Below are 26,945 nucleotides of genomic sequence, written 5' to 3'. Positions count from 1 at the left end.
ACCCGAGGGGGTGGGCCAGCTTGCCTAAAATGGCCTCACCAACAGGGCACCGATGCGCATCCTCGTCTGGCTCTTCCGGGCCTTCATCTTCTTCTCGCTGTTCGCGTTCTCGCTCAACAACCAGCAGAGCGTCGCGCTGCATTGGTTCTTCGGCTATGCGTGGACCGCGCCGCTGGTCATCATCGTGCTGGCCGCCTTCACGGCCGGCGTCGTGATCGGCGTGCTGGCCCTCACGCCCAGCTGGTGGCGCCACCGCCGCCGGGCCCAACGCCTGGCCCGCCCGGCCCCTTCGGATCCGGCGCCGGCGGCGCCCGCCACCCCGCTTTCAGCTCCGCCGGTCGATGGACTTTGACCTGCGCTGGCTGTTGCTGGGTCTGCCTGCGTTCTTTGCGCTGGGCTGGCTGGCGTCGCGGCTCGACCTGCGCCAACTCCGGCGCGAGCACCGCGAATCGCCCCGCGCGTATTTCAAGGGCTTGAACCTGCTGCTGAACGAACAGCAGGACAAGGCCATCGACGCCTTCATCGAGGCGGTCCAGAACAACCCGGACACCACCGAGCTGCACTTCGCACTCGGCAGCCTGTTCCGGCGGCGCGGCGAGTTCGAACGGGCGGTGCGTGTCCATCAGCATCTGCTCGGCCGCGCCGACCTGATCGCCGCCGACCGCGACCGCGCCCAGCACGAGCTGGCGCTCGACTTCATGAAGGCCGGCCTGTTCGACCGCGCGGAGCAGGCCTACCAGGCGCTGCGGGGCAGTCCGTTCGACACCGAAGCCCGGCTGGCGCTGTTGAACCTGTACGAGCGCTCGCGCGACTGGCGTGCCGCTGCCGAGACCGCCACCGCGCTCGAACAAAGCGGCACCGGCACCTTCCGGACCCGCATCGCCCACCACCACTGCGAACTGATGCTGGAGGCGCAGACCCGCGGCCAGACGGCCGAAGCCGACGCCGCGCTGGCCCGCGCGCTCGAGGCCGACCCGCAGGCCCCCCGCCCGCTGCTGCTGGCCGGACAGCGTGCCATGAAGGCCGGCCGCGCCGACGAGGCCTTGGCCCGCTGGACCACGCTGAGGCTGAATGCACCCGCCAGCTTTCCGCTGGTGGCGACCGAGTATGCCGAAGCCGCGCTGGCCTGCGGCCAGGTCGACGCGGCCCGCCAGACGCTGTCCCAGGCCTACGAGCTCGCCCCCGGTCTCGACCTGTTGCGCGCCCTGGCCCGGCTGGACGGACAATCGCTGAGCGACTCCCCGCTGCTGCAGGCTCATCTGACGAGCCTGCCCACGCTGAGCGCCGCACAAGCCATGCTGGCCCGCCCGGCCAACGCCTGGGACGAAGCCGCTGCCGGCGCCGTGCGCGCAGCCGTCGCCCGCGCTGCCCGTCCGCTGCAACGCTACCGCTGCGCCGCCTGTGGCTTCGAGGCCCAGCGCTACTTCTGGCAATGCCCGGGTTGCCACGGCTGGGACAGCTTCCCGCCGCGGCAACTCGAAGAACTCTGATGACCCTGCCCTCCCCCCCAGCGCCCTCGCCCGCCCGCGTCGTGCTGTGCATGAAATGGGGCAGCAAGTACGGCCCCGAGTACGTCAACCGCCTTTATGCGATGGTGCGACGGCACCTGCGTGGCGACTTCCGCTTCGTCTGCCTGACCGACCGCAGCGACGGCATCCGCGCCGAGGTGCAATGCCTGCCGATCCCCAGCCTGGCGCTGCCGCCCGGCATCCCGGAGCGCGGCTGGACCAAGCTCACCACCTTCGAGGCCGATCTGCACGGCCTGCGCGGTACCGCGCTGTTCCTCGACCTGGACGTGGTCATCGTCGACGACATCACACCGTTCTTCGAGCAGCCGGGCGAGTTCCTGATCATCCACGACTGGAAGCGCCCCTGGCGCATCACCGGCAACTCATCGGTCTACCGCTTCACGCTGGGCGCCCATGCCGACGTGCTGGCCGAGTTTCTCGCGACCCAGGAGCAGGTACGCCAGCGCCTGCGCAACGAGCAGGCGTTTCTTTCCGAGGTGCTGCACCGTCAGGGCCGGCTGGGCTACTGGCCGGCGGCGTGGTGCGCGAGCTGGAAGTACCACTGCATCCCGCGCTTTCCGATGAACTACCTGCGCCCGCCCGCCATCCCCGAAGGCGCGCGCATCCTGATCTTCCATGGCGTGATGAACCCGCCCGACGCGCTGGCCGGCCGCAGCAACGGCAACTGGCGCCATGCCCGCCCCGCCCCCTGGATCGCCGACCATTGGCGCGAGTGAGCGCCGCTACCGAACGCGCCCATGAGCACCGTCCATTTCATCTATCCGCGCGACCTCGCCCGCAACGCCTCGCCGTTCTGCATCGGCAACGAGGTCGGTGACCGGCTGCAGCGCGACTTCACGGTCCGCTTTTACAACTGGCGCGACCAGGTACGCATCGAACCCGAACCTGGCGACGTGCTGATCGGCCACCCCCATTGGCGCAAGGATTCGGTGTTCAACCAATCGGTGCGCCAGCCCGGCTTTGCGCGCCGCATCCTGATGGCGCCGTATGCCGACGACCTGCGCCAAGTGGCGTTCTACGATCGCCACTTGGACCATTGCGACCTGTTCCTCGCGATCACGGGCAACTATTGGTTCAACCGCATCGGCGACGCTGCCATGCGGCGCTGGCAACCCAAGATGCGCCACATGGATCTGGCGGTCAATCGACAGCACTTTCCCTTCGTCAAGACCCGTTTCAACCCGCCGGGGCAGCGCAAATTCGTCTACATCGGTCACACCGCACACAACAAGAACGTGGGCTATCTGGCCCGGCTGCAGGCGGGTTGCCCGTCGGCAGACATCTCGTGGATCGGCCGAGGCCGCAAGCGCATCCCGGGCGTCCATCCCCTCGGTTTCATGGACTTCTCCACCGACGCTGCACGCAAGGCGGTGGCCGAATTCGACTTCATGATCACGGTCGGCGCGATGGACGCCAACCCGACGACGATCCTGGAATCGATGGCCTGGGGTCTGATCCCGGTGGTCACGATGCAGAGCGGCTATGAGCACCGCGAGGGCATCGTCAACGTGCCGTTGAACGACGTGGCTGCCGCCGAACCCGTGTTCCAGCGCCTTCAAGCCCTCAGCGATGCCGAACTGATGAGCCTGCAAGCGCAAGGTCAGCGCCAACTCGACACGCACTACCACTGGGACCGCTTCTACGAGCAGGTGCGAGCCGCCATCACCGGCACCGAGTCGCCGGCGATCCGCCCGGCCACCTGGTCCGAACGATGGCGGCTGAAGGCCTTCGACCTGATTCACTGACGGCATCGCAGGAATGCGGGACGCTTGCTGCCCGATGTCCGTCGGACCCGCGACCTGAAACCAGCCTCGGCCCCGGCACCTCGAAGGCAGGCGACCCATGCTCTACGCGATCGTTCCGAGTTACGCGCTGACGGACTTCCTGTTCGAGGAACTCAGGCAATCCGATCACGTCACCGTGATCGAGCATCCGCTGCCCGCTCGCAGCATGCGTCGAACGCTGTGCCGGGCCGTCGAGGTCTATCTCCTGCCAGGGCTGCGCCGCTCCCTTTTCTTTGACGACGACTACCTCCAGCAGTTGTCGCGAATCACGCCGGACGACTCGGTGCTGTTCTTCGCGATCGAGAACCGAAAGGATCTCCAGATCATCCGGAAATTCATCAACACGCGGAAACTGCACCAATGGATCTGGAACCCGGTGCGCAATTACCGCAAGCACCTGCTCAGCCGGATGTTCTATCGCTACTGGCTGCGCCGCGCCGGCATCACCTCGTACAGTTTCGATCCGCAGGACGCCCAGGATTTCGGATTTCGCACGCTCCCGCAGGTCTATCGGCACATCGACATGCCGCCGACCGTCCCGTTGCTGCACGACGTTTATTTTCTAGGCATCGACAAGGGGCGCCTGAACGAGCTGAGGCAATGGCAACAACGCCTGCAACGCGACGGCCTCAGCACCCACTTCCACATCGTCGCAGACAAGCGCAAGGCATACGCTGCGGACGAGCAGGTCTGGGTCACCCCCCTTTGGCTGCCATATGCAGACAACCTCGCGCTCGTGGCACAGTCGCGGTGCCTGCTGGAACTTCTTCAATCGACCCAAAGCGGACCGACCCTCCGCAGCCTGGAAGCCGCGTTTCTGAACAAGAAGCTGATCACCAACAACCGGTCGCTGAAGGACTCGCCGCTCTACAGCCCGGACCGCGTGTTCATCATCGGCGAACACGAGCCCGCCGAGTTGAAATCCTTCCTGAACCGACCGGCAGCGCCGGTGGATCCCGCCGTCCTGCAAGCCCATGACATCGACCACTGGATCAAGCAGTTTGACCGCTGAAGCCGCCCCGATGCTCGCCACCCTGGTCGTCGGCAGGATGCGCGACAACCGCCCGTTCACGCCCGGGGCCGGGCCCAACGGCGGCGAGTTCTTTCTACCCTGGCGCCGGTTGCGAGAGGCCTTCGCCGAACGTGGGATCGAGCTCAACACCGCCGACCGCAACGCCGGCCGGCCGGTGGCGTTCGAACTGCACCTGAACGCCCAGCGGCGGCTGAACCAGCCCAGCGCCGCCACCTGCTACGCCTACCTGTACGAAGATCCGGTGGTGCGCCCGATCAATGCCGAGCGCCGGGTGCTGGCCCATTACCGGCGGGTCTTCACCAGCAACGAAGACCTGATCGACGGCGACCACATCCTGCGCCTGGACTACCCGAACGACCTGTCGCTGCGCGACGTGCCGGGCTGGGACGGGCGTGACCTGCATTGCGTGCTGATCGCCTCGAACAAGGCCTTGCTGCATCCCGACCCGCGCAATCTGCACGCCCAGCGGGTGGCCGCCATCCGCGAATTTGAGCGCCACGCGCCCGATCGCTTCGCGCTGTATGGCCACGGCTGGGACATCCCCCCCGTGCGCCCCGGCCACCTGGGCCGCATCGAGAAGCGCCTGAACGAATGGGCACGCAGGCTGTTTCCCTGGCGGCGTCCCTTTCCGAGCTACCGCGGCACGGTGCGGCGCAAGGCCGAGGTGCTGGACCGCGCCCGTTTCTGCATCTGCTACGAGAACTCGCGCGGCAGCCCGGGCTACCTGACCGAGAAGATCTTCGACTGCTTCACCAGCGGTTGCGTGCCGGTCTACATCGGCACGCGGCACGCGCAGCCGCCGATCCCGGCCGACTGCTACGTCGATGGCGACGCCTTCGCCAGCCCGGCCGACCTGCGCCGCCACCTGGATGACATCACCCCGGCCGGTTTTGCCGCCTACCAGCGGGCGATGCGGCAGTTCCTCGCCAGCCCGGCGGCCGAGCGCTTCGGCAATGCCCACTGGTGCCAGGTCCTGGTCGACACGATCGTCGCCGACCGGGCCGCCTGGAGCGCCGCATGACACCCGCCTTGCCTGCCCTGCGCTGCGCGCTGGCGTCGATGGCGCTGCTCGCCGCCGGCCTGACGACGGCGGGTGCGACCGAAGTCAACGACGCCAATCAGGCCGAGTTGGAACAGGTCCAAGGCATCGGGCCGGCCCTGTCCGACCAGATCCTGGCCGAACGGCAGGCGGGGCTGTTCCGCGATTGGTCGGATTTCATCGCGCGACTGCGCGGCATCGGGCCGGCTCGCGCGAGCCGGCTGTCGGCGGCCGGCCTGACCGTGGCCGGGCAGGCCTGGGCGGCGGCGGTGGCCGCGCCGGCCGCGACCGCCTCCAGCGCGCAGGCCAGCACCCAAGAGATCCTCGGGACGCCGGGCGGGCGCTGAAGCTCGGGCCCCGCACCGCCGTGACACGCGCGAGCGGTGCGCTCAGAGCGTCGCGTGCAGCGGCATCGCGGCCGCCCGCGGGGTGGCCCCCGGTCCGTTCACCGGCCAGGGCTGCCATCCGAAGAACTGCATCACTTCGTCGCGCCGGGCCAAGGTGTCGGCCTCGCCCAGGGCGATCAGATCGCGGGTGTAGTCGGCCTCGAACAGCAGATAGCTGGCCAGCGCGGCGCCGCGCGCGTCGTCGCCCTGCCCCGACACGCCGACACCGCGCAGCAGCGCGCGGATCGGCACGGGGAGTGCATTCAGGTGCTTCGCGGCCAGGTCGTCCAGCCGCTGGCTGGGCGCGATCACCAGGACTTCGAGCGGCCGCAGGGTGGTCCTGGCGCGGGCTTCCGGCGGGAGCAGGCTCAGCGTGTGGTTGATGCGCTGCAGCCGCTCCACATCCACCGCCAGCGCGTCCAGGAAGATGTTGGACAAGGCATGGCCGGCGATCTGCGCCATGCTGGGATAGCCGGTATCGACCACCCGGCGCCCGGGCGGTTCGTGCATGCGGCCCGCGCCGATCACCAGGATGCGGTCGGCCCCCAGGTGCACCGCCGGTGAAATCGGCGCCGCCTGGCGCATCGAGCCGTCGCCGAACCATTCGCGCTGGTCGCCGATGGGCAAGGCGGTGGCGGGAAACACGAAGGGGATCGCCGACGAGGCCAGCAGGTGGCGCAGGCCGATGCGGTCGCGCACCGCGCGGCGCTGCGAGCGCACCCAAGGAGTGGCTTCCCGCAGCGACTCGTAGAAGGTCACGTGCAGGCCCGAGGTGTAGCTCGACGCCGTGACCGCCAGGGCCTTCAGATGACCCTCGGCCAGCATCGCCGGCACGCGGTCGAGCCGGACCATGCGTTCGAGCAGGCCGACCAGCGGCGTGTTGTCGAGCAGCGAGCGCGGCTTGAGCCTGCGCCAGCGGGCGATGATCCAGCCGATCGACATCATCGTCAGCCAGCCGGCGCCGGACCGGATCACACCCAGCGAGTCGGCCCGGTAGACCTGATCGGCGTGGAACGCGCGCCAGACGGCGACCATGCCCTCGACCGCGGCATCGAAATCGTCGGCCCCGCCGGCCAGCGCCGCGGCGTTGATCGCGCCCGCCGACGTGCCGGCGATCACCGGAAACGGGTTGTGCAGCGGAGCGAGGCTGCCGGAGCGAAGCTGCCGGATCGCCGACAGCACGCCCACCTGGTAGGCAGCGCGCGCGCCGCCGCCGGAGAGGATCAGGCCGGTGATCGGTTCAGCCATGGTGCGAGCCAGTCTAGCGGCGCACCCTGGTCCTGATCCGTCCAATTGGCAGGTTCACCCGGTACAGACCGGGGTCTTGGCCGCGGGCCGGCCCCGGCCAAGACATCCTCCGTGCGGTGCTCAGCGGTCGCCGTCGTCCCGGCCATGGCCTCGGCCGTGGCCCCGGTCATGACCCCGATCACCGCCATCGTCGCCGCGGTCCCAGCCGCGCCCCGGCGGCGGGCCTCCGCGGTAGCGCTGCGCCGGCTCCACGTGTTGGCGATACCAGTCTTCACGCACGAAGTAGACCGGCACGCCGCAGGCCTGGTAGCGCGCGCAGTAGTGGCGCCAGTTGCGGCGATGGGCCGGGGGCACCCACAGGTAGACCGGTTGCACCGGTGGGCCGACCTGCACCATCGGCGGCTGGATGATCATGGGCTGCGGAACGATCACGGCCGGCTGCGGAAACTGGCCGATGTCGACGCGGCCATAGACACCCGGCTGGCTGAACGAGAGCGAGACGCCCACGTCGGTGGCGCCCGCGGTGCCGGCGAGGCCCGCCAGCGCAGCGGCCATTGCCCAGCGCAGCATCGGCCGGCCGCTTCGGGAAAGGGAAGAAAGCTGGTTCATGATGGAAATGCCGGAGGTTGAGTCCGGCGCAGTGTCGCGGGAAGTACCACGACAGCTCAACGCGCGAGCCGGTCTCTTGGTTGGCAGGACCCGGCCGCTGAAACGAAGACTTACCCGCAGACGCCGTGGGGCCACGCGCCGTGGCGTCAGGCGCCGGCGTCGTCGTAGACGATGCGGGCCTGCCCCTGGTCGGCCACCGCCATCCAGCGCGCCAGCGCCTCGTCGCTGGGCCAGAAGCGGCCCTGCTCGCCCAGGTCCAGTTCCGCCGAGACGGTCGGCCGCCGCAGGCTCAGGCGCACGCCCAGGCCTTGCACCAAGTCGCCCTGCTCGCTGCGCTCGACGTGGGCCGGGAAACTGGCCACGACCTCGGCCACCGGCGGCGTCCCGTCCTGCACGCGGACCGACAGGTAGCGCCCGAAACGGGCCCGCGCGGCGGCCAGGCTCCAGACCTGGGCCACGTTCAGGCGCAGGCCGCCGCTGAAGCGGTCGGGCTGGACCTTGCCCTGCACGATGACCAGTTCGTCGTCGCGCAGCAGTTCCTTGTTCGCGTCCAGCAGTTCTTCGTTGGCCACTGCCTCGATCGGCTCGCTCTTGTCGTCGACCTTGAAGATCGCGACCCGGCCGCGCTGGCCATTGACCACCCGCAGGTCGCTGACGATGCCGGCCAGCAGCTGCGGCTCGCGCGAGTCGATCAGGTCGGCCACACGGCGCTTGCAGAAGCGCCGCACCTCGGCCTCGTCCTGGTCGAACAGGTGCCCCGAGAGGTAGAAGCCGAGGGCGGTCTTCTCCAGCGAGAGCTTCTCGCGCACGCTCCACGGCTCGGCCGGCACCAGCGGCGGCTCCTGGGTGTGCGAGCCGTGGCCGTCGCCGCCGTCGAAATCGAACAATCCGCCCTGGTTGGCGTTGACGGCCTGGGTCTCGGCCCAGTCGAAGGCCAGGCCCACGCTGGCCAGCGCGCTGGCCCGGTCGGCGTGCAAGGTATCGAACGCGCCGGCCTTGATCAGCGCCTCCACCACGCGCTTGTTGCACCGGGCCTTGTCCACGCGCGCGCAGAAGTCGAACAGGCTGGCGAACGGGCCATCCGCCTCGCGCGCGGCGACGATGGCCTCGATCGCGCCCTGGCCGGTGCCCTTGATGGCCCCCAGGCCGTAGCGGATCTTCTTGCGTCCTTCGGGCCCCGGCATGGGCTCGAAGCGATAGACGCCGCTGTTGACGTTGGGCGGCTCGAACGCCAGCTTGAAGTTCTTGGTCGCGTCGGCGAGCAGCACCTTGAGCTTGTCGGTGTCGCCGAGTTCGATGGTCATGTTGGCCGCGAAGAACTCGGCCGTGTAGTGCACCTTCAACCAGCCGGTGTGGTAGGCCAGCAGCGAATAGGCGGCCGCGTGCGACTTGTTGAAGCCGTAGCCGGCGAACTTCTCCATCAGGTCGAAGACCTCGTCGGCCTTGGCCTCGCTGATGCCCTTCTCGGCCGCGCCCTTGCGGAAGATGGCGCGGTGCTCCGCCATCTCCTCCGCCTTCTTCTTGCCCATGGCGCGGCGCAGCATGTCCGCGCCACCGAGCGAGTAGCCCCCCAGCACCTGGGCGGTCTGCATCACCTGTTCCTGGTAGACCATGATGCCGTAGGTCTCGCCCAGCACCTTCTCCACCAACGGATGCGGATACTCCACCGGCTCGCGGCCGTGCTTGCGGGCGACGAAGCTGGGAATCAGGTCCATCGGACCCGGCCGGTACAAGGCGTTCAGCGCGATCAGGTCTTCCAGGCGCGACGGCTTGGCGTCGCGCAGCATGCCCTGCATGCCGCGGCTTTCGAACTGGAACACGGCTTCGGTCAGGCCGTCGGAGAACAGCTTGTAGACCGACTTGTCGTCGAGCGGAATCGTCTCGTAGGCGAAGTCCTTGCGCTCCGGGTAGCGCGCGACGATGAAGTCCTTGGCCAACTCCAGGATGGTCAGCGTGGCCAGGCCCAGGAAGTCGAACTTCACCAGGCCGATCGCCTCGACGTCGTCCTTGTCGAACTGGCTCACTGCCGAGTCGCTACCGGGCTGTTGGTAGAGCGGACAGAAATCGGTGATCTTGCCGGGCGCGATCAGCACGCCGCCGGCGTGCATGCCGATGTTGCGCACCATGCCCTCGACCCGTGCGGCCAGGCTCAGCAGCGCCGCCACCTCTTCCTCGGCGGCCTCGCGCTGCTCCAGCTCCGGCGCTTCCAGACGGGCGTAGATCAGCTTCTCGTCGGGCTTGTCGGGCACCTTGGCCAGGGTCACCGTCTTGCCCGGCGGCGCCGGGATCAGCTTGGCGATCGAGTCGACATGGCCGAACCCCATGCCCAGCACCCGGCCGATGTCGCGCAGCGCCGCCTTGGCGGCCATGGTGCCGAAGGTGGCGATCTGGCTCACCGCCTGGCGGCCGTACTTGTCCTTGACGTAGTCGATGACGCGGTCGCGGTTGCCCTGGCAGAAGTCGATGTCGAAGTCGGGCATCGAGACCCGTTCCGGGTTCAGGAAGCGCTCGAACAGCAGGTTGTACTGCAGCGGGTCCAGGTCGGTGATCAGCAGCGCGTAGGCCACCAGCGAGCCCGCTCCCGAACCCCGCCCCGGGCCGACCGGACAGCCGTGGCTCTTGGCCCACTTGATGAAGTCCGACACGATCAGGAAATAGCCCGGAAAACCCATCTTCAGGATGGTGTCCAGCTCGAATTCGAGCCGCTCCAGGTAGCGGGGGCGCTCGGCCTCGCGCCGCGCCGGGTCGGGGAACAGCATCGCCAGCCGCGCTTCCAGGCCGGCCAGGCTTTCCTCGCGGAAGAACTGGGCGATCGGCATCGGCGTGCCATCGGCCAGCAGCGGCGTCGGGAAGTTGGGCAGTTGCGGCTTGCCCAGCACCAGGCTCAGGCTGCAACGCTGGGCGATGGCGACGGTGTTGGCGATCGCCGACGGCAGATCGGCAAACAGCGCCTCCATCTCGGCCTGGGTCTTGAAATACTGCTCGCGCGAAAAGCGCTTGACCCGCTTGGGGTTGGCCAGGGTCTCGCCCTCGGCCACGCAGACCCGCGCCTCGTGGGCCTCGAAGTCGTCCGGCGCCAGGAACTGCACCGGGTGCGTCGCCACCACCGGCAGCTGCAGTTCGGCCGCCAGCGGCACGCTGGCGCGCACCAGCGCTTCGTGGTGCGGCAGGCCGCCGCGCTGCAATTCCAGGTAGAAGCGACCTGGGAACAACGCCGCCATCGCGTGCGCCGCCGCGGTCGCGCGCGGCCGGTCGCCCGCCAGCAGCGCGATGCCGACAGCGCCGAACTCGGCGCCCGACAACGCGATCAGGCCGCCGTTCAGCTCGGCCAGCCAGTCCCAGCGCAGCCAGGCCTGGGCGCGCTGCACGTTGCTCGTCCAGGCCCGGGCCAGCAGCTCGCACAGGTGGAGGTAGCCCTGCGCGTTCTGCACCAGCAGCAGCAGGCGGGTCGCGGACTTGTCGCCGCTCTCGGGCAAGGGCTCGATCCACACGTCGGCGCCGATGACGGGCTTGACCCCTTTGCCGCGGCAGGCCTTGTAGAACTTGACCGCGCCGAACAGGTTCGCCAGATCGCTGATGCCCAAGGCCACCTGGCCGTCGGCGCGTGCCGCCGCCGCAGCGTCGTCGATGCGCAAGGTGCCGTCGACGACGGAATACTCGGTGTGGGATCGCAGGTGGACAAAGGGCATCGCGTCATTCTACGAAGCGCCCCATCGGCGCCGGCCGCGGTGCATAGAATGGGCGATGGACCATTGCTCCTCCACCGCAGTATCCGCAGGGCGAATCGGTTCCGCGCGCCGGGCCATGAAAGAGGCCGCCGCATGATCTCGCTGCTCCTTCGCGCCTTTGGCGTGCTGTTGCTGCTGACGTCGCTGGCCGTGCCGATGCTGCGCGATCCGGACCGCCCGCTGGAGTCGCTGGTGGCGCGCTGGGCGCCGCCGCCATCGAACTTCCTGGACGTCAAGGGCCAGATCGTGCACTACCGGGACGAAGGCCCCCGCGGCGATCCCTCGCCGATCGTGCTGATCCACGGCACCGCATCCAGCCTGCACACCTGGGAAGGCTGGGTCGCCGGGCTGAAGGGCCAGCGCCGCGTCGTCACCTTCGACCTGCCGGGCTTCGGGCTGACCGGACCCTTCGCGGGCCAGTACGCCCCCGACGACTACCGCGGCGACACCCTGGCCCGCTTCGTGCTCGACCTGATGGACACTCTGAAGCTGCGCCACGTGGTGCTGGGCGGCAATTCGCTGGGCGGCGAAGTGGCCTGGCGGGTGGCCACGCTGGCACCGCAGCGGGTGGACCGGCTGGTGCTGGTCGACGCGTCGGGCTACCCCTTCGTGGCGGGTTCGGTGCCCCTGGTGTGGCGCCTGGCCCGATGGCCGATCACCGGCCGCCTGCTGCGGTACACGCTGCCCCGCCCGCTGGTGCAGGCCGCCCTGGAAGGCGTCTACGCCGACCCGCGCAGGATCACGCCGGCGCTGGTCGATCGCTACCTGGAACTCAACCTGCGCGCCGGCAACCGCCGCGCCCTGGCGCTGCGCCTGCAGCAGATGTCGATGGGCGACGACAGCGCGCGCATCGCCACACTGCGCCAGCCCACGCTGGTCCTGTGGGGCGGCAGCGACCGGCTGATCCCGCCCGACACCGCCCAGCGCTTCGCGCACGACATCGCTCACAGCGAACTGGTGGTGTTCGACGGCCTGGGCCACGTGCCCCAGGAGGAAGATCCGGAGCGCAGCTTGCGGGTGCTGCGGCCATTCCTGGGCCTGCACTGACGGGCCCCCGGACGGCGGTGGGGTGTGTCGTCGGGCCTGCGCCGTTTCTTTACCTCGCATTCACGCTCCGGCAGGAGCGCCGGTGGCAAGCTGGTCAACCGCGCTGTCGGACTGCCGTCGCGCCTCGGGTGGGCCGCCTGCCCGACCTCTGGCATCGCCCGCCGCCGCTGAAGAAAGGTTCGCCATGAAGACGCCGCTGATCGCCATGCTGCTCGCCACCGTCACTGCCACGACGCTGGCGGTCGCGCAGACCCCCCCGATGCCGGCCGGCACCGGAGCCATCGACAAGGCCGCATTGCAACAGGACAAGGCGGCGGTGCAGGCCGATCGCGCCAATGTGAAGGCCGCCAAGGCGAGCGGCGATCCCGCCGCGCTGGCGGCCGCCAAGGCCAAGCTGCAGCAAGACCGCGCCACGGCCAAGGCGGCTCATGCAGCGGCCAAGGCCGCGCGGGCGCAGAAACAGCAGAGCAAGGCGGCCCTGCCCCAGTGAAGGGCCGCCCCCCTGGCCCGCTCAAGGCGCCAGGTCGAACACCAGCACCTCGGCCTGGTCGGCGTGATCCAGCGTCAGCGTCGATTCGGCGCTGAGCTTGGCGGCATCCCCCGGGCCCAGGTCCAGGCCGTTGACCCGCAGCCGCCCCCGCGCCACGTGGACGTAGGCCAGGCGATCCGGCGCCAGCGCCAGTTCGGCCCGCTGCTGCAGGCCGTCGAAGCGGCCGATGCGCAGCGAAGCGTCGGCGTGCAGCGTCACGGCACCGCCCCCGCCGGCCGGTGAAGCGACCAGGTGCAGGCGGCCGCGCAGATCCTGCTCGGAGAACGACTGCTGTTCGTAGCCCGGCGCCAGGTCGCGCGCCGCGGGCAGCAGCCAGATCTGCAGAAAGTGCGTGGTCTGATCGGCCGCGTGGTTGAACTCGCTGTGGCGCACGCCGCTCCCCGCCGTCATGCGCTGGACTTCGCCGGGACGGATGACGGCGCCGTTGCCGATGCTGTCGCGGTGCGCCAGCTCGCCCTCCAGCACGTAGCTGAGGATCTCCATGTCGCGATGCCCATGGGTGCCGAAGCCGGTGCCCGGCGCAATGCGGTCTTCGTTGATCACCCGCAGGTTGCCGAAACCCATCTGGGCCGGGTCCACATAGTCGGCGAACGAGAAGCTGTGCTGACTCTTGAGCCAGCCATGGTCGGCGAAGCCGCGGTCTTCGGATTTGCGCAGGATGATCATCGTCGGGCCCTCGGAATTGCCAGGAGGCCTCGACTGTAGGACGCGCCGCCGCAGGGCGGATCGCAAGCCGCTGAAGCGAGACTTCAAATAAGATGAACCGCGATGAACGACCGCCGCCACGCCCTGACGCCCGATGCCCTGCTGATGATGGACGCGATCGCGCGCACCGGCAGTTTTGCCGCCGCCGCCCGCGAACTGGGCAAGGTACCGTCGGCGTTGACTTACAGCGTGCGCCAGCTCGAAGACGCGCTGGACGTGCTGCTGTTCGATCGCCGCTCGCGCCAGGCCCGCCCGACCGCCGCCGGCGAGGAACTGCTGGCCGAAGGCCGCCGGCTGTTGCTGGAGATGGATGCGGTGGCGAACCGGGTCCGGCGGGTGTCGACCGGCTGGGAGAGCCAGCTCACCATCGCCTGCGACGGCATCCTGTCGCGCCTGACCCTGCTTGAGCTGTGCGAATCGTTTTACGCCTTGCGCCCGGCCGGCGGCGACAGCGGACCGGGCACCCGCCTGCGCCTGCGCACCGAGGTGCTGGCCGGCACCTGGGAGGCGCTGCTCTCCGGACAGGTGGATCTGGCGCTGGGCGTGCCGCTGGATGCGACCGCCAGCGGCATCGACGTCAAGCCGCTGGGCGACCTGAGCCTGGTCTTCGCGGTCGCGCCGCACCATCCCCTGGCCGCGCTGGCCGAGCCGATCGACGATGCCGAGATCCTGCGCCACCGCGCGGTCGCGGTGGCCGATTCGGCGAAGCGCCTGTCGCCGATCACCGTCAATCTGCTGCCTGGCCAGGACGTGCTGACGGTGTCCAGCATGCAGGCCAAGATCGAGGCCCAGCTGCGCTGCCTGGGCTGCGGCTTCGTGCCCGAAGTGATGGTGCGCGACCACCTCCGCACCGGCCGCCTGGTGGCCAAGGCGGTCAGTCGCCAGCGCCGCACCGTCCGGCTGGGTTACGCCTGGCGCCGGGCCAGCGTGGGCGGGGCGCGCAAGGCTCCGCAAGGCCTGGCGCTGCAATGGTGGCTGAACCAGCTCGAGAGCGCCACCACACGCCAAGCGCTGCTGGAGCGCCACTGCGGCCTGCCCTCGGATGTCGACTGAGCCCAGGGCGCGCCGACCCGCCCGCCGCAAGCCGGCGGGCTACACCGGCCGCTTCGCGCCCTCGCCCACCGGCCCGCTGCACGAAGGCTCGCTGGTGGCGGCGCTGGCCAGCTGGCTGGACGCCCGTGCCCACGAAGGTCGTTGGTGGGTTCGCATCGAAGACGTCGACACGCCGCGTTGCGTGCCTGGAGCGGACCACGAGATCCTGCGCCAGCTGGCCGCCTGCGGCCTGCTGCCGGACGCGCCGCCGGTGTGGCAATCCACCCGCGACGATGCCTACCGCGCCACATTGGCCACGCTGCAGGCGCGCGGGCTGGCCTATCCCTGCGCCTGCAGCCGCAAGGAGATCGAGGCCACGCTGGTGGCGCGCGGCGCCGAGCCGGCGCGCCACCAGGAACGCGTCTACCCCGGCACCTGCCGCGCGGGCCTGCGGGGCCGCCCGGCGCGGGCCTGGCGCGTGCGCAGCGATGCGCCCGACGGCGCGCCGCTGCACATCGCGTGGCTGGACCGGCGGCTGGGGCCGCAAGGCCAGGACCTGACGCGCGAGGTCGGCGACTTCGTGCTGCGCCGCGCCGACGGCCTGTGGGCCTACCAGCTGGCCGTGGTGGTGGACGACGCCTGGCAGGGCGTGACCCACGTGGTGCGCGGAGAAGACCTGGCCGACAACACGCCGCGCCAGATCCATCTTCAGCGCCTGCTCGGCTGGCGCACGCCGAGCTACCTGCACACCCCGCTGGTGCTCGCGGCCGACGGTGAGAAGCTGTCGAAACAGAACGGCGCTGCCGCCCTCGACCTGCGCTCGCCGCTGGCGGCCCTGCGACGCGCCGCCGACCACCTGGGCCTGCCCGCCGGACTGCCCGGCGCCAGCGTGGCCGACTTCCTCTCGGCCGCCACCGGAGCCTGGCGCGAGCGATGGCATGATGCGGCCCTTGTTTTGCCCGATGAGACCTGACGGACTCCCATGACCACCACCCCCAGCGGCCTGCAATTCGACGACGTGGTGCCCGGCACCGGCGAGGCGGCCCGCGCCGGCCAGCACGTGACCGTGCATTACACCGGCTGGCTGCACGATGCGACCGCCCCCGAAGGCCGCGGCCGCAAGTTCGACAGCAGCAAGGATCGCGGCGATCCGTTCGAATTCGAGCTCGGTGCCGGCAACGTGATCGCCGGTTGGGACGAAGGCGTGCAGGGCATGCGCGTCGGCGGAACCCGGGTGCTGACGATTCCGCCCGAGCTGGGCTACGGCGCGCGCGGCGCCGGCGGCGTGATTCCACCCCATGCGACGCTGGTGTTCGAGGTCTCGCTGCTGCCCACGCCCGAGCGGCCGCCCCTGGTGATCACCGACCTGGTGGTGGGCAGCGGCGACGTGGCCCGGGCCGGCCGCAGCGTGACGGTGCATTACACGGGTTGGCTGCACGACGCGTCGGCGCCGAACCAGCGCGGACGCAAATTCGACAGCAGCAAGGACCGCGGCGACCCGTTCGAATTCGATCTCGGCCAGGGCATGGTGATCGCCGGCTGGGACGAGGGCGTGCAAGGCATGCAGGTGGGCGGCACCCGGGTGCTGGTGATCCCGCCGCACCTGGGCTATGGCGCGCACGGCGCGGGCGGCGTGATCCCGCCGCATGCCACGCTGGTGTTCGAGGTGGATCTGCTGTCGGTCTGACGCCGGCCGGGCCATCCGGCCGGTCGCCCGGAACCCGTCAGACGGTGGGCAGCCTGTAGTCGCGGAACTGCTCGCGCAGCTTGAGCTTCTGCAGCTTGCCGGTCGCGGTGTGGGGCAGTTCGTCGACGAACGCGACGTCGTCGGGGATCTGCCACTTGGCGATGCGCCCCTCGAAGAAGGCCAGCAAGGCGTCGCGGGTGAGCTGCGCACCCGGCTTCTTCACCACCACCAGCAGCGGGCGTTCGTCCCACTTCGGGTGCCGGCAGGCGATCACGGCGGCCTCATGCACGTCCGGATGGGCCATCGCGATGTTTTCCAGGTCGATCGAGCTGATCCACTCGCCGCCGGACTTGATCACGTCCTTGCTGCGGTCGGTGATCTGCATGAAGCCGTCGCGATCGATGGAGGCCACGTCGCCGGTCGGGAACCAGCCCGGCTCGCCATCCACGCTGACCAGCGGCGAATCGCTGCGGCCGAAATAGCGGCTGATGACCCAGCTGCCGCGCACCACCAGGTTGCCGGTGCTGACGCCGTCCCAGGGCAGCGACTTGCCATCGTCGTCGATGATCGCCATGTCGATGCCGTACAGCACCCGACCCTGCTTTTCCAGCAGGCGCTGCTGCGCCTCGTGCGGCAGGCCGTCGTGCTTGCTCATCAGCTTGGACAAGGTGCCCAGCGGCGACAGCTCGGTCATGCCCCAGGCGTGGATCACCTCGATGCCGAAATCCTCCTGCAGCGTCTTCATCATCGCCGGCGGACAGGCCGAGCCGCCGATCACCGTGCGCTTGAAGCTGCTGAATTTCAGCTGGTTGGCTTTCATGTAGGTCAGCAGGCCGAGCCAGACCGTGGGCACGCCGGCCGAGAACGTGACCTTCTCGCTCTCGAACAATTCGTACAGCGACTTGCCGTCCAGGTGCGGCCCCGGGAACACCAGCTTGGCACCCACCAGCGCGGCCGAATAGGGGATGCCCCAGGCGTTGACGTGGAACATCGGCACGACCGGCAGGATCACGTCGCGCGTCGAACAGTTCATCGCATCCGGCAGCGCCGACCCGTAGGCGTGCAGCACCGTAGAGCGGTGGCTGTAGACCGCGCCCTTGGGGTTGCCGGTGGTGCCCGAGGTGTAGCAAATGGTGCAGGCGGTGTTCTCGTCGAATTCGGGCCAGGCATAGCGCCCGTCCTCGGCCTCGATCAGCGACTCGTAGCACAGCAGTTGGGGGATCGTGCTGCTGGCCGGCATGTGGGCACGGTCCGTCATCAGCACGAAATGGCGAACCGTGGTCAGCTCGGCCGCGATTTTCTCGACCAGCGGCAGGAAGCTCAGGTCGAAGCACAGCACGGTGTCGGCGGCGTCGTTGGCGATCCACGCGATCTGTTCCGGGAACAGGCGTGGGTTGATGGTGTGGGTCACCAGTTGCGAACCGGCGCTGCCGTAGTAGATCTCCAGGTGCCGGTAGCCGTTCCAGGCCAGCGTACCCACCCGGTCGCCGGGCTGGCAGCCCAGCCGCGCCAACGCCTGGGCCAGCTGGCGCGCGCGCTTTTCGACCTGCGCCCAGGTGCTACGGTGAATGTCGCCTTCCACGCGCTTGGACACCACCTCGGTATCGGCAGCGTGCCGCGCGGCATGTCGGATCAGCGATGAAATCATCATCGGCATCTGCATCATCTGGCCCATCAAGGCGCTCATGGCGTTCTCCTGCGTGAGAAATTGGTCTGCCCGCATCATAGGCAGGGCCCGCGCCCATCCTGGGGCGGATTGCCCCTAATGCCCCTGCGTCGCGGAGGCGACACCCCGCCTGCCTACACTCGCGCCATGCGTCTCCAGGAGTCCGACCCAGCCCCGTTCGCCCCGCAGTGGCAGCAGCGATTCGCCGCGCTGGGCCCGGCGTTCCATACCGAACTGCGCGCCGCCGGGCTGCCTGAACCGCACTGGGTCGCCACCAGCGACGACTGCGCCCGGGCGCTGGGCTGGCCCGCCGATTGGTGGCAGTCCGAAGACGCCCTGGCCGTGTTCAGCGGCAACGCGCTGTGGCCCGGCATGCGGCCGCTGGCCAGCGTCTACAGCGGGCACCAGTTCGGCCACTGGGCCGGACAACTGGGCGACGGCCGCGCGTTGCTGCTGGGCGAGGTCGCGTCGCCGTCAGGCCTGATCGAAGTGCAGCTCAAGGGCGCCGGGCTGACGCCGTACTCGCGCATGGGCGATGGCCGGGCGGTGCTGCGCTCGTCGGTCCGCGAGTTCCTGTGCTCGGAGGCCATGCACCACCTGGGCGTGCCGACCACGCGGGCCCTGTGCCTGACCGGCTCGCCGCTGCCGGTGCGCCGCGAGCGGGCCGAAACCGCCGCCGTGCTGGCGCGCACGGCGCCCAGCTTCATCCGCTTCGGCCATTTCGAGCATTTCTGCCACCACGGCCAGCCGGAGGATTTGCGCCGCCTCGCGGATTTCGTCATCGAGCACTTCTACCCCGAATGCCGCGACGCCGCCGAGCCGGCGCTGGCGCTGCTGCGGGTGGTCGTCGGCCGCACCGCGACGCTGCTGGCGCACTGGCAGGCGCTGGGCTTCTGCCACGGCGTGATGAACACCGACAACATGTCCATCCTCGGCCTGACGATCGATTACGGCCCGTTCGGCTTTCTCGACGCCTTCGATCCCGGCCATGTCTGCAACCACACCGACACCCAGGGCCGCTATGCCTTCGCGCGCCAGGCCCAGGTCGCCTGGTGGAACCTCAACGCGCTGGCCCGGGCCTTGGTGCCGCTGGTCGGCACCGGCGACGGCGACGGCGCCGCCGTGGAAGGGCTGCAGGCCGCGCTGGCCCCGTTCGGCGAACGCTTCAGCAACGAGTTGACGCGCAGGATGCGCGCGCGCTTCGGGCTGCTCGAGGTGCTGCCGGGCGACGCCGCGCTGATCGACGACCTGATGCGCCGCCTGGCCGCCGACCGGGTGGACCACACGATCGCGATGCGCCGGCTGTGCGGTTTCCGCAGCGCCGAGGGGGCCGGCAACCCCGAGTTGCGCGACCTGTTCCTGGATCGCGACGCCTTCGATGCCTGGGCCGCACGCTACGCCGAGCGGCTGCGCGCCGAGGCCAGCGACGACGCCGCACGCTGCGAACGGATGCGCCGCACCAACCCCAAGTTCATCCTGCGCAACCACCTGGCCGAGATCGCGATCCAGCGTGCCGAGGCCGGCGATTTCTCCGAGCTGCAGCGACTGCTGAAGGTGCTGAGCCGGCCGTTCGACGAACAGCCCGAGCACGACGGCGACGCCGCCTTTCCGCCCGATTGGGCCCGACATCTGGAAGTGAGCTGTTCCTCATGAAGCACGACACACCGCCTTCCCACGACGACCCGCGCTACGCGGTACGGCGCAGCGAGGCCGAATGGCGCGCCCGGCTCAGCCCCGCGCAGTACGCGGTGGCGCGCCAGGCTGCCACCGAACGCGCCTTCACCGGCGCCTACTGGAATCACTGGGACGCGAACGGCCACTACCGCTGCGTGGGCTGCGGCGAGGTGCTGTTCAGCGCCGACACCAAGTTCGACGCCGGCTGCGGGTGGCCCAGCTACTGGGCCGCCGTGGACGACGGCCGCATCGAGCGCATCGAGGACCGCTCGCACGGCATGCTGCGCGTCGAGGTGCGCTGCGCGAAATGCGGCTCCCACCTGGGCCACGTGTTCGACGACGGCCCCGAACCCACCGGCGAGCGCTTCTGCATCAACTCCGCGGCGATACACTTCGCGCCGGACACCGACACCCCATGAAGCTGCTGCTCGACCTCCTGCCCATCCTGCTGTTCTTCGCCACCTTCAAATACGCGGAGGGGCACAAGGACTGGGCGGCGCAGTTCGCCACCTCGCATTTCGGCGGCCTGGTCTCGGGCGGCGTGGTCGACGCGGCGCAGGCGCCGGTGCTGCTGTCCACCGTGGTCGTCATCGTCGCGACCTTGGCCCAGGTGCTGTATCTGAAGCTGCGCGGCCGCAAGGTCGACCTGATGCTGTGGGTCAGTCTGGTGCTGGTGGTGAGCCTGGGCGGCTTGACGGTCTGGTTCCACAACGAGACCTTCATCAAGTGGAAGCCCAGCGGCCTGTACTGGGCGCTGGCGCTGGCCTTCTGGCTGAGCCAGGCGCTGTGGGGCAAGAACCTGCTCAAGGGCGTGCTGGGCGAACAGCTCAAACTGCCCGAGCCGATCTGGCGCCAGCTGAACCTGGCCTGGGTCGTCTTCTTCGGCGTGATGGGCGTGCTCAACCTCTGGGTCGCCTTTCACTTCGACACCGCCACCTGGGTCAACTTCAAGGTCTTCGGCACCACCGCCTTGATGCTGCTGTTCACGGTGGGCCAGGGCCTCTACATCAACCGCTACCTGCCGGACGACGGGGTGCCCGCCAAGACGGCGGAACCGGTCGACGGCGCCGGCCGGCACTCCTGAGGCGGACGCGATGGACGGCTTGCCAGGCTCGGGTCACGTCGGCGCTGCGGCAGTGGAAGCGGCCCTGCGCGCGCAACTGGCGCCGCTGGACCTGCTGGTGCGCGACGACAGCGCCGCGCATGCCGGCCACGCCGGTGCCCGCGAAGGAAGCCACTTGAGCGTGCGCATCGTCAGCGCCCGCTTTTCCGGGCTGACCCGGGTGGCCCGCCATCGGCTTGTGTATGATGCCCTTCGCTCGCTGATGCCCGGTGGCATTCACGCGTTGGCGATCGATGCCCGCGCGCCGGGCGAGCACCCCTGAGACCGACCGTGCGCCCCCGCAGCGACATGGGCCGTATGGCCAAGATCCATTTCCGCATACCCTGTTGACGCGCGATCGTTCGCCCCGGCCGGCGTTGCCTGGCCGAGACGAGGTCGCGACCGGTCGTCCCCGCAGCGTTTCCCCGACAACCCCTCCTCCCCCGAGCCTCGGAAAGGCCTCTTGCATGAAACTCAAGTCCCTCCTGGTGCTGGCCGCGGCCGCCGTCGTGCTGCCGCTGGCTGCGCAAGCGCAGAACATCGCGATCGTCAACGGCAAGCCCGTGCCGAAGGCGCGCCTGACCACCTTGCTGGAGCAGGCCACCCGCGCCGGCCAGCCGGTGACTCCCGAAATGGAAGGCCGTGCCCGCGATGAGGTGGTGCTGCGCGAGATCTTTGCCCAGGAAGCCGAGAAGCGCGGCATTCCCGCCACCGCGGAATACAAGGCCCAGCTGGAACTGCTGCGCCAGACCGTGCTGATCCGCACCCTGTTCAACGACTTCGAGAAGAAGAATCCGCCCAGCGAGGCCGACGCCCGCGCCGAGTACGACAAGGTCAAGGCCCAGCAGTCGGGCATGGAGTACCACGCCCGCCACATCCTGGTCGAGACCGAGGACCAGGCCAAGAAGATCATCGCCGAGATCAAGGGCGGTGCGAACTTCGAGGACGAGGCCAAGAAGTACTCGAAGGACCCGGGTTCGGCACCGAACGGTGGCGACCTGGACTTTGCCAAGCCCGAAACCTATGTGCCGGAATTCAGCCAGGCCCTGACCAAGCTGAAGAAGGGCGAGATGACCGACACGCCGGTCAAGACCCAGTTCGGCTACCACATCATCAAGCTGGAAGACACCCGCGAAGCCAAGTTCCCGAGCTTCGACGAGGTCAAGCCGCAGCTGATGCAGCGCCTGAGCCAGCAGAAGCTGCAGGCCTTCCAGGAAGAAATGCGCAAGGCCGCGAAGACCGATTACAAGTTCACCCAACCCTGAGTCGGACCGGCGGCTGCAGGCCGCCGCTCCCTCGTGGATCGAACCCAGGGCGCCATCGGCGCCCTTTTTCATGTCCATGCGGCGCCGCCACACCGCCGTACACCCTTGCCTTTGGTCAAGGATCGCGCCGCCCCGAATGCCACACTGGCCGCACGGCCGACGGCCGCGACCGCGGGACCCGGACCTCATGGAAAAGAAGCACACCTGGAACCTGCTCTACTGGGGCATGGCGCTGATGGCGTTGACGCTGCTGCAGGACCTCTGGCAGGGCATCCGCCAGGTCGAGCCCGTCCCCTACAGCGCCTTCGAGCAGGCGCTGGCCGACGGCCGGATCAGCGACGTGGTGATCTCCGACCAGCTCCTGACCGGTCGCCTGAAGAACCCCGACGGCAAGAAGACCACGCTGGTCAGCACCCGCGTCGAACCCGAGCTGGCCGCCCGGCTGGACCGCTTCCATGTGCCCTATCGGCGCGAGGTGGACAGCACCTGGCTGCGCGACCTGATGTCCTGGGTGCTCCCCGCGGCCGTCTTCTTCGGCCTGTGGTTCTTCGTCTTCCGCCGCTTCGCCGACAAGCAGGGGGGCCTCGGCGGCTTCATGGCGATCGGCAAGAGCCAAGCCAAGGTCTACGTCGAGACCGACACCGGCGTGGCCTTCGCCGACGTGGCCGGGGTCGACGAGGCCAAGCAGGAACTCTCCGAGGTGGTCGACTTCCTCAAGCGCCCGAAGGAGTTGGGGCGGCTGGGGGCACGCATCCCCAAGGGCGTGCTGCTGGTCGGCCCGCCCGGTACCGGCAAGACGCTGCTGGCGCGCGCGGTGGCCGGCGAGGCGAAGGTGCCGTTCTTCTCGATCTCGGGCAGCGAGTTCGTCGAGATGTTCGTCGGCGTCGGCGCAGCCCGGGTGCGCGACCTGTTCGTGCAGGCCCGCAAGCAGGCACCGGCCATCATCTTCATCGACGAACTGGATGCGCTGGGCCGGGCGCGCGGCGCCTTTCCGGGCCTGGGCGGTCATGACGAGAAAGAGCAGACGCTGAACCAGCTGCTGGTCGAGATGGACGGCTTCGACGCGACCGCCGGGCTGATCATCCTGGCGGCCACCAACCGGCCCGAGATCCTCGACCCGGCGCTGCTGCGCGCGGGCCGCTTCGACCGCCAGGTGCTGGTGGACCGACCCGACAAGAAGGGACGCATCGACATCCTGAAGGTCCATGTGCGCAAGATCACGCTGGACCCGGCGCTGGCGCTGGATGAAGTGGCGGCGCTGACGCCGGGCTTCAGCGGCGCCGACCTGGCCAACCTGGTCAACGAGGCCGCCCTGGTGGCCACCCGCCGCGGCGCCGACCGGGTGACGCTGGACGACTTCACCGCGGCGATCGAGCGCATCGTCGCCGGCCTGGAAAAGAAGAACCGTCTGCTCAACCCGGTCGAACGCCGTACCGTGGCCTTCCACGAGATGGGCCATGCGCTGGTGGCGCTGACGCAACCCGGCTGCGATCCGGTGCACAAGGTGTCCATCATTCCGCGCGGCATCGGTGCCCTGGGCTACACGCTGCAACGCCCCACCGAAGACCGCTACCTGATGACACGCGGCGAGTTGACGCAAAAAATCAGGGTGCTGCTGGGCGGCCGGGCGGCGGAGCAGTTGGTGATCGGCGACGTGTCGACCGGGGCCGCCGACGACCTGGCCAAGGCCAGCGACATCGCCCGCGAGATGGTGACCCGGTACGGCATGGACGCGCAGCTCGGTGCGGTGGCCTGGGACGCGCGCCCGGCGCTCACCCTGGAGCCGACGGGCGGCTTTCCGGCCGCCCGTCCCGCACTGTCCGAGGCGACGCTGCAGCGCATCGACGAGGCGATCGGGCTGATCGTCAAGCAAGGGCTGGATCAGGCCCTGGCGGTGCTGGTCGCGCACCGGCAGCTGCTGGACCGCTGCGCCGCCGCCCTGCTGGAACACGAGACGCTGGACGAGGCCCAGCTGGCCGCCCTGACCGCCGAGCTGCGCGGCCCTCTGCCTGGCTGACGCCGCCGGCCGGCCACACCGCCAGGCGTCAGACGTCGAGCAGGTGCGTACGGTAGTGCGCCAGTTCGTCGATCGATTCGTGGATATCGGCCAGCGCGGTATGCGCCTGGGCCTTCTTGAAGCTCTCCATCGCCGCCGGCTTCCAGCGCCGCGCCAGTTCCTTGAGCGTGCTGACGTCCAGGTTGCGGTAGTGGAAGAAGGCCTCCAGGCCCTTCATGTCCTTGGCCAGAAAGCGCCGGTCCTGACAGATCGAGTTGCCGCACATCGGGCTCTTGCCGGCCGGCACAAAGGCCGCCAGGAACTCGATCAGCCGGGCCTCGGCCTCGGCCTCGTGGATGGTCGAGGCCCGGACCCGATCGATCAGCCCGCTCTTGCCGTGGGTGCCTTTGTTCCAGGCGTCCATGCCGTCGAGCACCGCGTCGCTCTGGTGGATCGCGAAGACCGGCCCTTCGACGCGCAGCGTCAATTGGGGATCGGTCACGACGACGGCCACTTCGATGATGCGGTCCGTCTCGGGGCTCAGCCCGGTCATTTCGAGATCGATCCAGATCAGGTTGTGTTCGTTCTTGCTCAGCGTCGGCTCGGTCATGGTCATCCTTGGCGATTCAAGGCCCGGATTGTCCGACAACATACACTCGCGTCCCATGCAACCCCGCTTCGTTTCGCTGGCCTTTTGTGCCGTGCTGCTCGCCTCGCTGGCCGTCAAGTTCTGGCTCGCCGGGCGCCAGATCCGCCACGTGGCCCGCCACCGCGGCCAGGTGCCCGCGCCGTTCGATGCCCAGATCGCACTGGAAGGCCATCAGCGCGCGGCCGACTACACCGTGGTCAAGGCCCGTTTCGGCCTGTTCAGCGAAGCCTTCGGCGCGGCGACGCTGCTGGCCTGGACGCTGCTGGGCGGCCTGGACGCGCTGAACGCGCTGGTGCGCCAGGCGGTCGAGCCGCGCTGGGGTGCGATGGCCTACCAGCTGGCCCTGTTCGGCGCGTTTTCGTTGATCAGCGGGGCGGTCGATCTGCCGTTCGAGTGGTACCGCGCGTTCCGCATCGAAGCCCGCTTCGGCTTCAACCGCATGACGGTCGGGCTGTTCGTCGCAGACCTGTTCAAGGGCGCGCTGGTGGGGCTGCTGATCGGCACCCCGCTGCTGGCCGCCGTGCTGTGGGTGATGTCGGCGACGGGCGCGTGGTGGTGGCTGTGGGCCTGGGCGCTGTGGACCGCTTTCATGCTGCTGATGCAGGTGATCTATCCGACCGTGATCGCGCCGCTGTTCAACTCCTTCACGCCGCTGACCGACGCCGGCCTGGCCCAGCGCGTTCAAGGCCTGATGCAGCGCTGCGGCTTCCAGGCCAAGGGATTTTTCGTGATGGACGGCAGCCGCCGCTCGGCCCACGGCAACGCCTATTTCGCCGGCCTGGGCAAGGCCAAGCGGGTGGTCTTCTTCGACACGCTGCTGCAGCGCCTGCAGCCAGCCGAAGTGGAAGCGGTGCTGGCCCACGAACTGGGCCACTTCCACCACAAGCATGTGCGCCAGCGCATGCTGGTGATCTTCGCGCTCAGCTTTGCCGGCCTGGCCAGCCTGGGCTGGCTGGCGGGCCAAAGCGGCTTCTACCTGGGCCTGGGGGTGCGCCCCAACCTTGACGCGCCCAACCATGCGCTGGCGCTGCTGCTGTTCATGCTGGCCGTGCCGCCGGTGCTGTTCTTCATCGCCCCGCTGGTGGCCCGAAGTTCGCGCAAGGCGGAGTTCGAGGCTGATGCCTACGCCTGCGCGCAGGCCAGCGGCAGCGACCTCTCGGCCGCGCTGCTCAAGCTGTACGAGGACAACGCCTCGACGCTCACGCCCGACCCGCTCTACGTGCGCTTCTATTACTCGCACCCGCCCGCCGCCGAACGGCTGGCGGCGATGCAGCGCGGATGAAGCACGCCGCGCTCGATCTGGCCCTGGTGGTGGGCGTGCATGGCCGGCACGCGGTGATCGAAACGCCCGAGGGCCGGCGCCTGATCGCGCACCCGCGCGGCAAGAAGAGCCACTGCGTGGTGGGCGACCAAGTGCGCTGGCAGGCCTCGGGCGACGAAGCCGTGATCGAGGCGCTGGAGCCGCGGCGCAACCTGCTGATGCGCCAGGACGAATGGCGCAGCAAGTCCTTCGCCGCCAACATCGACCTGCTGCTGGTCGTGCTGGCCGGCGAGCCGATGTTCAGCGAGTCGCAGCTGACCCGGGCGCTGATCGCCGCAGCCGACGCCGGCATTGCGGCGACGCTGCTGTTGAACAAGACCGATCTGCCCGGCGCGGCCCAGGCCCGCGAGCGTTTGGCCCCGTACCGCGCGATGGGCCTGCCGGTGATCGAGACGGCGCTGAAGACCGCGCCCGAGGCCGCCCGCAGCCTGCTTGCGCCGCTGCTGAGCGGCCGCGTCACCCTGGTGCTGGGCGCCAGCGGCATGGGCAAGAGCACGCTGATCAACCTGATGGTGCCACAAGCCGCCGCCCAGGTCGGCGAGATTTCCCAGGCGCTTCAGGCGGGCCGCCACACCACCACCACCACCAGTTGGTACTGGCTGGACACGGTGCCGGCCGCCGCCGACGGCCGGCGTGCCGCACTGCTCGACTCACCGGGGTTCCAGGAATTCGGCCTGATGCACCTCGCACCCCAACGACTGGCCGAACTGATGCCGGACCTGAACGCCCAGCTGGGGCATTGCCGCTTCTACAACTGCAGCCATCGCCACGAGCCCGGCTGCGGCGTACGCGCAGCCGTCGAGCGGGGCGAGATCAGCCCCAGCCGCTACCGGCTCTACGAAGGCTTGTGGGCCGAACTCGAGGCCGGCCAGCGCAAAGGCTGAACACAGGCCGG

The 26,945-nt window shown here is 69.3% G+C and carries 26 protein-coding genes and 1 pseudogene; 21 read left to right on the top strand and 6 right to left on the bottom strand.

The window, feature by feature from the left end:
• The first annotated feature begins 52 nt into the window (after positions 1 to 52).
• The 7 genes from AC0N04_RS11470 (at position 53) to AC0N04_RS11440 (ending at position 5,732) form a co-directional block, all read left to right on the top strand.
• Entirely contained in the window at positions 53 to 352 is a 300-nt protein-coding gene (locus AC0N04_RS11470) for a LapA family protein (protein ID WP_474281652.1), read from the top strand.
• Positions 342 to 1,490, top strand: a complete 1,149-nt coding sequence (gene lapB / locus AC0N04_RS11465) for a lipopolysaccharide assembly protein LapB (protein WP_474281650.1) — start codon at positions 342 to 344, stop codon at positions 1,488 to 1,490. The genes AC0N04_RS11470 and lapB overlap by 11 nt, the downstream gene beginning before the upstream one ends.
• Positions 1,490 to 2,245, top strand: coding sequence for a glycosyltransferase (locus tag AC0N04_RS11460; protein WP_474281648.1), 756 nt, complete (start codon positions 1,490 to 1,492; stop codon positions 2,243 to 2,245). The genes lapB and AC0N04_RS11460 overlap by 1 nt, the downstream gene beginning before the upstream one ends.
• A gap of 21 nt (positions 2,246 to 2,266) precedes the next feature.
• A complete protein-coding gene (locus AC0N04_RS11455; protein WP_474281646.1) occupies positions 2,267 to 3,274 on the top strand; it encodes a glycosyltransferase family protein in 1,008 nt (335 codons plus the stop codon).
• Between the two features lie 97 nt (positions 3,275 to 3,371).
• Positions 3,372 to 4,325, top strand: coding sequence for a WaaS/CpsH family glycosyltransferase (locus AC0N04_RS11450; RefSeq protein WP_474281644.1), 954 nt, complete (start codon positions 3,372 to 3,374; stop codon positions 4,323 to 4,325).
• A gap of 10 nt (positions 4,326 to 4,335) precedes the next feature.
• Positions 4,336 to 5,367 carry a glycosyltransferase family 10 domain-containing protein gene (locus tag AC0N04_RS11445; protein ID WP_474281642.1) on the top strand — a complete coding sequence of 344 codons (1,032 nt, stop codon included), beginning with the start codon at positions 4,336 to 4,338 and terminating at the stop codon, positions 5,365 to 5,367.
• The gene (locus tag AC0N04_RS11440; protein ID WP_474281640.1) at positions 5,364 to 5,732 is read left to right on the top strand and encodes a ComEA family DNA-binding protein; all 369 of its coding nucleotides are present in this window, start codon (positions 5,364 to 5,366) and stop codon (positions 5,730 to 5,732) included. Before AC0N04_RS11445 ends, AC0N04_RS11440 begins: the two co-directional genes overlap by 4 nt.
• Positions 5,733 to 5,774: 42 nt before the next feature.
• On the opposite strand, the gene AC0N04_RS11435 is transcribed toward AC0N04_RS11440, so the two are convergent.
• The 3 genes from AC0N04_RS11435 to dnaE all read right to left on the bottom strand — a co-directional run bounded on the left by AC0N04_RS11435 (position 5,775) and on the right by dnaE (position 11,317).
• Positions 5,775 to 7,019, bottom strand: coding sequence for a patatin-like phospholipase family protein (locus AC0N04_RS11435; protein ID WP_474281638.1), 1,245 nt, complete (start codon positions 7,017 to 7,019; stop codon positions 5,775 to 5,777).
• 120 nt (positions 7,020 to 7,139) lie between these two features.
• The gene (locus AC0N04_RS11430) at positions 7,140 to 7,628 is read right to left on the bottom strand and encodes a hypothetical protein (protein ID WP_474281636.1); all 489 of its coding nucleotides are present in this window, start codon (positions 7,626 to 7,628) and stop codon (positions 7,140 to 7,142) included.
• A 146-nt stretch (positions 7,629 to 7,774) separates the two neighbouring features.
• A complete protein-coding gene (gene dnaE / locus AC0N04_RS11425; RefSeq protein WP_474281634.1) occupies positions 7,775 to 11,317 on the bottom strand; it encodes a DNA polymerase III subunit alpha in 3,543 nt (1,180 codons plus the stop codon).
• A 132-nt stretch (positions 11,318 to 11,449) separates the two neighbouring features.
• On the opposite strand from dnaE, the gene AC0N04_RS11420 reads away from it, so the two are divergent.
• Together AC0N04_RS11420 and AC0N04_RS11415 are read left to right on the top strand one after the other, a co-directional pair.
• A complete protein-coding gene (locus AC0N04_RS11420; RefSeq protein WP_474281632.1) occupies positions 11,450 to 12,403 on the top strand; it encodes an alpha/beta fold hydrolase in 954 nt (317 codons plus the stop codon).
• 184 nt (positions 12,404 to 12,587) lie between these two features.
• On the top strand, positions 12,588 to 12,893 hold the full coding sequence (locus AC0N04_RS11415; RefSeq protein ID WP_474281630.1) for a hypothetical protein: 306 nt from the start codon (positions 12,588 to 12,590) through the stop codon (positions 12,891 to 12,893).
• A gap of 21 nt (positions 12,894 to 12,914) precedes the next feature.
• On the opposite strand, the gene AC0N04_RS11410 is transcribed toward AC0N04_RS11415, so the two are convergent.
• The gene (locus tag AC0N04_RS11410) at positions 12,915 to 13,619 is read right to left on the bottom strand and encodes a pirin family protein (protein WP_474281628.1); all 705 of its coding nucleotides are present in this window, start codon (positions 13,617 to 13,619) and stop codon (positions 12,915 to 12,917) included.
• Positions 13,620 to 13,721: 102 nt separating this feature from the next.
• Here AC0N04_RS11410 and AC0N04_RS11405 point away from each other — a divergent pair, with 102 nt between their 5' ends.
• The 4 genes and pseudogenes from AC0N04_RS11405 (at position 13,722) to AC0N04_RS11390 (ending at position 16,377) form a co-directional block, all read left to right on the top strand.
• The gene (locus tag AC0N04_RS11405; RefSeq protein WP_474281626.1) at positions 13,722 to 14,711 is read left to right on the top strand and encodes a LysR family transcriptional regulator; all 990 of its coding nucleotides are present in this window, start codon (positions 13,722 to 13,724) and stop codon (positions 14,709 to 14,711) included.
• Positions 14,701 to 15,663 (top strand): tRNA glutamyl-Q(34) synthetase GluQRS, encoded by a 963-nt coding sequence (gene gluQRS / locus AC0N04_RS11400; RefSeq protein WP_474281624.1) that lies wholly within the window; start codon positions 14,701 to 14,703, stop codon positions 15,661 to 15,663. Before AC0N04_RS11405 ends, gluQRS begins: the two co-directional genes overlap by 11 nt.
• Before the next feature lie 9 nt (positions 15,664 to 15,672).
• Positions 15,673 to 16,020, top strand: a pseudogene (locus AC0N04_RS11395) (FKBP-type peptidyl-prolyl cis-trans isomerase); the annotation flags it as partial.
• Positions 16,021 to 16,041: 21 nt separating this feature from the next.
• Complete coding sequence (locus AC0N04_RS11390; protein ID WP_474282057.1) at positions 16,042 to 16,377, top strand: FKBP-type peptidyl-prolyl cis-trans isomerase; 336 nt, start codon at positions 16,042 to 16,044, stop codon at positions 16,375 to 16,377.
• A gap of 37 nt (positions 16,378 to 16,414) precedes the next feature.
• On the opposite strand, the gene AC0N04_RS11385 is transcribed toward AC0N04_RS11390, so the two are convergent.
• A complete protein-coding gene (locus tag AC0N04_RS11385; RefSeq protein WP_474281622.1) occupies positions 16,415 to 18,064 on the bottom strand; it encodes a 3-(methylthio)propionyl-CoA ligase in 1,650 nt (549 codons plus the stop codon).
• 126 nt (positions 18,065 to 18,190) lie between these two features.
• Between AC0N04_RS11385 and AC0N04_RS11380 the strand changes: the two genes are divergently transcribed.
• The 6 genes from AC0N04_RS11380 to ftsH all read left to right on the top strand — a co-directional run bounded on the left by AC0N04_RS11380 (position 18,191) and on the right by ftsH (position 24,101).
• The gene (locus tag AC0N04_RS11380) at positions 18,191 to 19,696 is read left to right on the top strand and encodes a protein adenylyltransferase SelO (protein WP_474281620.1); all 1,506 of its coding nucleotides are present in this window, start codon (positions 18,191 to 18,193) and stop codon (positions 19,694 to 19,696) included.
• Positions 19,693 to 20,136, top strand: a complete 444-nt coding sequence (msrB, locus tag AC0N04_RS11375; RefSeq protein ID WP_474281618.1) for a peptide-methionine (R)-S-oxide reductase MsrB — start codon at positions 19,693 to 19,695, stop codon at positions 20,134 to 20,136. The genes AC0N04_RS11380 and msrB overlap by 4 nt, the downstream gene beginning before the upstream one ends.
• Positions 20,133 to 20,801, top strand: coding sequence for a septation protein A (locus AC0N04_RS11370; RefSeq protein WP_474281616.1), 669 nt, complete (start codon positions 20,133 to 20,135; stop codon positions 20,799 to 20,801). The genes msrB and AC0N04_RS11370 overlap by 4 nt, the downstream gene beginning before the upstream one ends.
• 10 nt (positions 20,802 to 20,811) lie before the next feature.
• A complete protein-coding gene (locus AC0N04_RS11365; RefSeq protein ID WP_474281614.1) occupies positions 20,812 to 21,102 on the top strand; it encodes a BolA family protein in 291 nt (96 codons plus the stop codon).
• Positions 21,103 to 21,286: 184 nt separating this feature from the next.
• A complete protein-coding gene (locus tag AC0N04_RS11360; protein ID WP_474281612.1) occupies positions 21,287 to 22,084 on the top strand; it encodes a peptidylprolyl isomerase in 798 nt (265 codons plus the stop codon).
• 187 nt (positions 22,085 to 22,271) lie between these two features.
• Positions 22,272 to 24,101, top strand: a complete 1,830-nt coding sequence (gene ftsH / locus AC0N04_RS11355; protein WP_474281610.1) for an ATP-dependent zinc metalloprotease FtsH — start codon at positions 22,272 to 22,274, stop codon at positions 24,099 to 24,101.
• A 28-nt stretch (positions 24,102 to 24,129) separates the two neighbouring features.
• On the opposite strand, the gene orn is transcribed toward ftsH, so the two are convergent.
• Positions 24,130 to 24,696: an oligoribonuclease gene (gene orn / locus AC0N04_RS11350; protein ID WP_474281608.1), complete on the bottom strand. Its 567-nt coding sequence runs from the start codon at positions 24,694 to 24,696 to the stop codon at positions 24,130 to 24,132.
• 49 nt (positions 24,697 to 24,745) lie between these two features.
• Here orn and AC0N04_RS11345 point away from each other — a divergent pair, with 49 nt between their 5' ends.
• Positions 24,746 to 26,011, top strand: coding sequence for a M48 family metallopeptidase (locus AC0N04_RS11345; RefSeq protein WP_474281606.1), 1,266 nt, complete (start codon positions 24,746 to 24,748; stop codon positions 26,009 to 26,011).
• A complete protein-coding gene (gene rsgA / locus AC0N04_RS11340; RefSeq protein ID WP_474281604.1) occupies positions 26,008 to 26,934 on the top strand; it encodes a ribosome small subunit-dependent GTPase A in 927 nt (308 codons plus the stop codon). Before AC0N04_RS11345 ends, rsgA begins: the two co-directional genes overlap by 4 nt.
• The last annotated feature ends 11 nt before the right edge of the window (positions 26,935 to 26,945 follow it).

The organism is Ideonella sp. sgz306126, from assembly GCF_056032705.1.
The sequence above is the reverse complement of the archived record's forward strand: the minus strand, read 5'-3'. Positions and strand labels throughout refer to the sequence as shown.